The organism is Candidatus Binatia bacterium (genome assembly GCA_036382395.1).
Taxonomy (GTDB): domain Bacteria; phylum Desulfobacterota; class Binatia; order HRBIN30; family HRBIN30; genus JAGDMS01.
In genome coordinates this window covers 1-5,480 of sequence record DASVHW010000427.1, presented here as the reverse complement: position 1 = coordinate 5,480, position 5,480 = coordinate 1, and the positions used below count along the sequence as shown (strand labels likewise).

At 64.2% G+C, this 5,480-nt stretch carries 7 protein-coding genes; 5 read left to right on the top strand and 2 right to left on the bottom strand.

What is annotated here, in order from left to right:
• From VF515_21215 to VF515_21195, 5 genes are all read left to right on the top strand, one after another.
• Positions 1 to 1,017 (top strand): TonB-dependent receptor (locus VF515_21215; GenBank protein ID HEX7410149.1); only part of this gene is annotated, 1,017 nt, incomplete at its 5' end.
• A gap of 248 nt (positions 1,018 to 1,265) precedes the next feature.
• Positions 1,266 to 1,958 carry a TonB family protein gene (locus tag VF515_21210; GenBank protein HEX7410148.1) on the top strand — a complete coding sequence of 231 codons (693 nt, stop codon included), beginning with the start codon at positions 1,266 to 1,268 and terminating at the stop codon, positions 1,956 to 1,958.
• Between the two features lie 43 nt (positions 1,959 to 2,001).
• On the top strand, positions 2,002 to 2,742 hold the full coding sequence (locus VF515_21205; protein HEX7410147.1) for a MotA/TolQ/ExbB proton channel family protein: 741 nt from the start codon (positions 2,002 to 2,004) through the stop codon (positions 2,740 to 2,742).
• Between the two features lie 33 nt (positions 2,743 to 2,775).
• On the top strand, positions 2,776 to 3,324 hold the full coding sequence (locus tag VF515_21200) for a biopolymer transporter ExbD (protein HEX7410146.1): 549 nt from the start codon (positions 2,776 to 2,778) through the stop codon (positions 3,322 to 3,324).
• 3 nt (positions 3,325 to 3,327) lie between these two features.
• A complete protein-coding gene (locus VF515_21195; protein ID HEX7410145.1) occupies positions 3,328 to 3,813 on the top strand; it encodes a biopolymer transporter ExbD in 486 nt (161 codons plus the stop codon).
• Here VF515_21195 and VF515_21190 read toward each other — a convergent pair whose 3' ends face one another.
• Together VF515_21190 and VF515_21185 are read right to left on the bottom strand one after the other, a co-directional pair.
• A complete protein-coding gene (locus tag VF515_21190; protein HEX7410144.1) occupies positions 3,814 to 4,515 on the bottom strand; it encodes a crotonase/enoyl-CoA hydratase family protein in 702 nt (233 codons plus the stop codon).
• A gap of 25 nt (positions 4,516 to 4,540) precedes the next feature.
• Positions 4,541 to 5,437 carry a haloalkane dehalogenase gene (locus VF515_21185; GenBank protein HEX7410143.1) on the bottom strand — a complete coding sequence of 299 codons (897 nt, stop codon included), beginning with the start codon at positions 5,435 to 5,437 and terminating at the stop codon, positions 4,541 to 4,543.
• Between the last annotated feature and the right edge of the window lie 43 nt (positions 5,438 to 5,480).

Genomic DNA, 5,480 nt, shown 5'->3' with positions numbered 1-5,480 from the left:
TACGGGCAGGCCACGTGGACACCCCCGATCCTGAATGACAAGCTCCGCGTGACCGCAGGCATTCGCTACACGGAAGAGCACGTCCGCATGGACCACGCGTGGTTTTCCCTCTCGAGTCCCGCCAATGCCTTCAGAGCCGCGAAGAGCAAAACCTTCGGCGGCACTGACGGGATCTCGCCCATGGGTGACATTTCCTACCAGTGGACCGACGATTTGATGACCTATTTTCGGATCAGCCGCGGATTCCGGGCGGGCGGGTTCACTCCTACGGCCCCCAACCGCGACGCGTTCACCAGCTTCAAGCCGGAGACGCTCCTATCGTACGAAGCCGGCTTCAAGTCGCAGTGGCTCGATAACCGCCTACGCGTCAATGCTGACGGGTTCTTCAGCAGCTACCGTAACTTCCAAGTGTCGCTTTTCCATCCCAGTGGACAATCTGGCGCATTTAGCCAGCAAACAAATGCCGACAAGGCGGAGATCTGGGGTATGGAGTTCGAGGCGGCGGCCATCCCTGTGCGCGGCGTCGAAGCTTCGGTGAACTACAGCTTCCTGGCTCCGCAGTACACCAAGTGGATCGAGCCACAGTTTGATGTGAACGGCAATGTTACTGGTCCGGGGGTGGACGTGACGCACCAGCGCGCCTTCGCTCACACTCCTCACAACCAAGCGACGGTGGGGCTGACGTACACGGCACCACGGACCACCACCGGAACGTTTTCGGCGCACGTCGACACGTATTGGCAGGATCGGGTGGTGTTCATCGCCAACAACCAGACCGCCGGCGCGCAAGCGGACGAGGGGTGGGCTTACGCACTGGCCAACGGACGGCTGGCGTACACCGGCATTCCGCTCCAGAGGGGCAGCCTCGACGTGGCGCTGTTTGGGCGTAACTTGTTCGATCGGAAGTATCGCACCTACGGCATCGACTTCGGTTCAGGCCTGGGCTATTCCGGCAACATTTACGGCGACCCGCGCACCTTCGGGCTGCAGATGGTTTACAACTTCTCGGCATCTTGATGGCGGCAGCCGACTGGCCGCGCCGAGCGGGTAGCGTACTTCTAGTTCTATGGTAGAATCCCGGTTGTAATCTTAGTTGAATTAGATGCTCTGCGTTCGATCACCACGGCGGTGGGGAAAACTCGCCGCCGTGGTGGCCGGCGGTCTGCGATGACATGCCGCCGCACGGCGTCTCACCGTGGCAAGCAGCTGAGAAATCAATGAGCCAAGCCTCTTCAACATTTGGGCACTACGGCGGCACGGAGAACATGCCGCGGCATTGGGTCACGGCGTTCTTCACCTCGTCGATCATCTACGTAGGCATCGGCGTGGCGGCGGTAGTCATCGGCATTGGCGGCAGGCAGATGGCGACCGAGAAGTCGGTCGACGTGAAGTTCGTCGAGAAAGTCCTCAAGGAAGAACCGCCACCGCCGCCACCACCCCCAAAGCCCATTGAAGAAGCCAAGCCGCCGCCGCCAGCCGTGCCCAAAGACATGAAGGTGCGGAAGCTGGACAAGCCCCCGCCACGGAAAGAGCTGGTGGCACCGACGGAGATGCCGAAGGAGGCACCGGCGGAAGCCGATCCGAGCCAGGACAAGGGCATTGCGGTGTGGGAACCCGACCCGACCGAACTCGAAGAAGGCTACCGCGGCGCCGCCGGTAAGAAAGAGGAAATCACGGAGCAGGTCCAAGGCGTGGTGCGCGCCAAACCGTTGAAGACGAACGAGCCACCGCCGTATCCGAAGGCCGCCCGCAACGCCGGAAAAACCGCCACCGTGATGCTCAAGATCCGTATCACCACCAACGGCCGTGTGGAAGATGTGCAGGTGGTGGAAGGCGAGGAGCCCTTCACCACCGCGGCGCTCCAGGCGGTGAAGAAATGGCGGTACGAGCCGGCACGCTACCAGGGCAAGCCGATCAGCGTGTACCGGCCCATCAAGATCGTATTCCAGCTGTCATAGCTGCAGCGAATCTGCCGAATGAGGATCCAAATAAGGAGAGGCAATGCAACTGAATTTCCTTGAAGTATGGCAGCACATGGGCCTGCCCGCCCTGATCGTGGCGGGTGTCCTGTTCGTGATGGGGCTGGCGTCCCTGACGGTGTTCGTGGAGCGCCTGCTGACGTTGCGGGTTTCGCGCTCGGCGTCGCGGCGGTTCTCCGCCAAAGTGGCCGACGATATGAATGCCGGAAACTTTGACGCCGTCATCGCCAAGTCCGATGAGTTCAAGCGCGGACATCTGGCTCGGATCGTCCGCGCCGGCCTTGCGACCTATCGGCACGCGGAGCAGACGGCCGACGCGTCCGGCTTGACCCCGTTCGATCAGACACAGCGGTACATGGAGCGCTACATGGAAGAGATCGCCGCCGACCTGCGGCGCGGCTTGTCGGTGTTGGCCTCCAGCGGCTCAACGGCACCCTTCGTGGGATTGCTCGGCACCGTCCTGGGCATCATCTCCGCGTTTCAGGGCATCGCGGCCACGGGGTCGGGTGGTCTCTCCGCGGTGTCGGCCGGTATCGCCGAAGCCCTCATCGAAACCGCACTCGGTCTGAGCGTGGCCATCCCTGCCGTGCTCGCGTTCAATTACTTGTCAGCCAAGATCGGCACCGAGGAGCTGCGGCTGAAGAACGCGGCCGGGGAGTTGCTGGACACGATCGAGGATCGCGCCGAGCGTGCGGTGCACGCGGCGCGCGGGGCCGCGACCGACAGTGCTTCGCTTTCCCGGCAGGCCGTCGCGGCGCGGTGAGGGTCGTGACGCCGGCTGCTTGGAGGTAACGGCATGAGCAGAAGACCGATGCGCGGCAGCGCCCGGTTGGCGGATGTCGAGCCCGACATGAACGTCACGCCGCTCGTCGACATCGTGCTGGTGCTGCTGATCATTTTCATGGTGGTGGCGCCGCGCATGAACCAGGACATTCAGGTGGACTTGCCCGGCATCTTCAATCCCGACCCGGACATCAAAGGCACGATGGACCCGCTGAAGGTCGCAATCCCAAAAGCGGGCGAGTACTACATCGATGACCAGCTGTACAACTTGGACGGTGTGGCGGCGTACCTGAGCGAACGGCACGCCGCGGAGCCGCTCCGGAAACTGGTGCTGCGTGCGGACGCCGGCCTCAGGTACGGGGAGGTGCGGGACATCATGGCGCGGGCACAGGAGATCGGCTTCCCCGGCCTGTCGTTCCTGGTGGGGAAACGCCACAAGGCCGGAGAAGAAGCCACGAGCGACGTGGCGGCGAAGGAAAGTGCGGCGGCTGCCCCAGCAGACACGGGGGCCGCTCCAGGAAGCACAGGCCCCGCGCCGGAAAACGCGGGACAGGGGAATTGAGCCATGGCGATGACCGTCGGCGCGAAGGGCAAGGGAGTCGTGCCCGTGATGAACGTGACGCCCCTGGTCGACGTGGTGCTGGTGCTCCTCATCATCTTCATGGTCATCACGCCGTTGCTTATGAAGAAGTTCTACATTCACACTCCGAAGCAGGAGAAGAAGGAAGTCGAAAAGCAAGAGCTGCAAAACGACCCCCAGCCACCGCTGGTGCTGCGTATCAGCGCCGACAAGACGATCAATATCAACGCCGTGCAACTATCGTTTGACGAGGTGCCGGCGCGCTTACGACGGATGTTCGCGGCGCGGGAAGATCACATCCTCTTCTTCGATGCGGACAATGACGTCCCCTATGGCTATGCCGTGCAAGTGATGGATCAGGCACGCGCTGGCGGAGGGGCCACCATCGCCCCGCTCACGGCCGCCTTGACCGCCCCGCCCGCCGCGGCTGCTCCGCCGGCGGCAGCGGAGCCCGCGCCCACCACGAACTGACTACTTCGGGCTGGTGAGCTTGGCCATGTCGGCCGCCAGGGTTTCCCGGCAGAACCGCACCGTGGCGCCCCGCTCGTTTTCTTTGGTGTTGCGGAAAGCGGGATGCGGCAGGCCGGCAAGCCGGCGGGCGTGGTCGAGCGCCACGTTGTACAGCGCCGCTGGTGCAGCCGTCGCGTCGAGATAGCCCGCATCCTTCGCCGTCTCCGGATCAAAAATCTGCGCCTGCGTCACCGCGCAGGTGAAGTGGCGCTTGGAGAGACGGGCACGCGCCAACTCCATCGCGAAGATCGGCAGGGTCAGGTGAATGGAGACCTCGTTGAGCCCGATCTTGAAGCTTCCACTGGCGCCGATGCGCAGATCGCCGACCAGCAGCAGGAGCGCCCCGGCCGCCAGGGCGTGGCCGGTGCAGGCCACAACCACCGGACGCGGAAAGCTGTAGAGTCTGAGCAGCAGTTCCGCGCCCGCGGACACCAGCTTCCTGGCCGCCTCGGCGCTGCTCGTCATCTCACCGAGATCGAACCCGCCCGACAGGCGCCCGCCGCGACCGACCAGCAGCACGGCTGCCGCCTCGGGCTCGGCGCGATCGAGGCACTCGTGCAGCGCCTCGATGACCTCGTGGGACAGTGCGTTGACCTTGCCGTCGTCCATGCGGAGAACGGCGACCGTGTCGGCCAATTCGTATCCAACCTTGTTTGAAGCCATGACTCCCCTCCAATCACCACGCGGCTCATGCCGGCGTGCGGGTGATAAAATCGACGACGACACGCGCCAGCTCTTCGCCCTTGTCCTCCTGAAGAAAATGTCCGGCGCCGGTGATCGTCGTATGCGGCTGTCCTTTCGCACCCGGGATGGCGTCCTGCAAGAAGCGGTCACCGCCATGGGTGATGGGGTCCGCGTCGCTAAAGGCCGTGAAAAACGGCTTGTGCCAGCGGCGCAGCGCTTCCCAGGCCTTGCGGTTGGGTGCCGCTGCCGGATCATCCGGCGAGATCGGCACCAGCGCCGGGAACTGTCGGGCCCCGGCCTTGTAACGGTCGTCAGGAAATGGGGCGTCATAGGCGGCCACGACCTCGGGCGCCAGGGTGGTCACGCAGCCACCTTGCACGATGCCCCCGACGTGAAACTCCGGTGTCTCCTGCGAGTACTGGCGCCAGGCCAGGAACGCATCACCCGGATGGATGTCGCCGGTGGGGAGAAAGGTATTGGCGGCGACGACGCGGGCAAAGCGGCTGCCGTGCTCGGCGACGAGGCGGAGCCCGATCAGCCCGCCCCAATCCTGGCAGACCAGCGTCGTGTCGCGCAGCTCGAGATCTTCGAGGACCCCCAGCATCCAGTCCACGTGTCGCTGGTAGGTGTAATCCTCGCGCCGGACCGGCTTGTCGGAGCGGCCGAAGCCGACGAGGTCCGGGGCCACAACGCGGTGTCCGGCGGCGGTCAGGACCGGAATCATCTTGCGGTAGAGATACGACCACGACGGCTCCCCGTGCAGCAACAACACCGGCGCGCGGTCGCGGCGTCCCTCGTCCAGGTAATGGATGCGCACGCCGCCGATCTCGACATAGTGCGGCGCCAAGGCATAGCCGTGAAGTTGCCGAAATCGTTCGTCGGGCGTGCGCAGAATATCCATCCGTCCCCTTCCTTGACCGTCTCTCCGTCGGCGTGCGCATCCG

Coding starts and splice junctions, on each gene's coding strand:
- VF515_21210 (HEX7410148.1), top strand. CDS start 1,266: ATGCCGCGGCATTGGGTCACGGCGTTCTTCACCTCGTCGATCATCTAC.
- VF515_21205 (HEX7410147.1), top strand. CDS start 2,002: ATGCAACTGAATTTCCTTGAAGTATGGCAGCACATGGGCCTGCCCGCC.
- VF515_21200 (HEX7410146.1), top strand. CDS start 2,776: ATGAGCAGAAGACCGATGCGCGGCAGCGCCCGGTTGGCGGATGTCGAG.
- VF515_21195 (HEX7410145.1), top strand. CDS start 3,328: ATGGCGATGACCGTCGGCGCGAAGGGCAAGGGAGTCGTGCCCGTGATG.
- VF515_21190 (HEX7410144.1), bottom strand. CDS start 4,515: ATGGCTTCAAACAAGGTTGGATACGAATTGGCCGACACGGTCGCCGTT.
- VF515_21185 (HEX7410143.1), bottom strand. CDS start 5,437: ATGGATATTCTGCGCACGCCCGACGAACGATTTCGGCAACTTCACGGC.